Consider the following 1,454-nt stretch of genomic DNA (forward strand, 5'->3'; position numbering starts at 1 on the left):
GATTTTACAATTTTAAGAAGTTAGGTAGGGTTTTTTTAGATTGGATAAATCAATAAATAATTGATTTCTAATATTTTAAAGTCATTGTTGTATTAAATCTATCCAAAACTATAAACCCATCCTGAAAATGATTCGATTGAAATTAATGCTCGCCTTCTTTATTTTTATTTTGTCGAATATTTGGATGTGATTCTGAAAAAGAAATTGAAGAGGAACCTAATACTTTGATTGGTAAATGGCAGTTGCTAGAAGTTAATATCAGTGATGGAGGTCCCTCGGAATGGACTCCCGTACAAAGTTGAGAAACTATTGAATTTAAGGTTGATGGTACTGTTTTGAGCGATAGGTTTTTAAGTTGCACTGAAGGAGAATATATCTTAAATGAAGAAAATTTAACTATAACTTATAATTGTGCTGAAGCTTCTGGTGAAATTGTGGGAGGATATAATTTTGAAGGGGCACATTTAATTTTTAGCCAAATTTGTTAGGAAGCTTGCATGTGGAAATTTGAAAAAATTGATGGATAAAAAGCCTCTATTTGTTCTTTTCTTATTTCTGATTCCGGCATGGATTGTTGCCCAAGATTTAGAATATGCCAGAGGTATTGTAAATACCCTGGCATCGGCCGAATTGAAGGGAAGAGGTTACGTAGGAAGAGGTGACCTTAAGGCGGCCCAATTTATTGGTGATGAATTTAAGAAAATTGGCTTAAGGCCGATTAAAAAGTCTTTTTTTCAAAAATTCAACACGCCTGTAAATACTTTTCCTGCAAAAATGAAATTGTGCGTTGATGGAAAAGAATTAGTTCCGGGGGAGGATTTCATCATAGAGCCTGGCTCTCCTTCATTGTCAGGTATTTTCCCTACCATCCATTTGGAAGTGCCGGATATTTTGAACCAGGAAGTTTTGTTGGGAAAGCTGAAAGAATCAAAAGGGAAATTTATTGTTGTTGGACCTTACAACAGGAAAGATTTTAGTAAGGAAGAGCAAAAGCAAATTGAAGATTTAATTAACTTTTTAAAGTATCACCCTGAAAATCCTGCTGAGGGAACGGTTCTTCTTACCAATAATAAACTAACCTGGAGTGCTTCCACCGTACAGTATAGAAAACCCACCTTTATTGTAGAAAATAAAAAAGTAAATTTTAAGGAATCTATAGAAACACTTTTCCTCGAGGTGGAGGGAAAATTTTTTGAAAAGTATAAGTCACAAAATGTATTGGGATATATTGAAGGGGAGGAACCTGATTCTTTGATGGTATTTATTGCCCACTATGATCATTTAGGGATGATGGGCTCTAATACTGTTTTCCCTGGGGCAAATGATAATGCAAGTGGGGTTGCCATGTTATTGAATTTAGCCAAGTATTACGCCTTGAATAAACCAAAATACAGGAGTTTATTTATTGCTTTTGGAGGGGAAGAGTTAGGCTTGATTGGCTCAAAATACTTTGT

The 1,454-nt window shown here is 34.7% G+C and carries 1 protein-coding gene; it reads left to right on the plus strand.

Annotation, left to right across the window (positions count from 1 at the left end):
* Positions 1-519: 519 nt before the first annotated feature.
* The coding region (locus E1171_RS01445; RefSeq protein WP_222931330.1) for a M28 family peptidase at positions 520-1,454 on the plus strand (935 nt) is incomplete at its 3' end.

Source organism: Xanthovirga aplysinae, from assembly GCF_009711365.1.
In the GTDB taxonomy this organism is placed as follows: Bacteria; Bacteroidota; Bacteroidia; order Cytophagales; family Cyclobacteriaceae; genus Xanthovirga; species Xanthovirga aplysinae.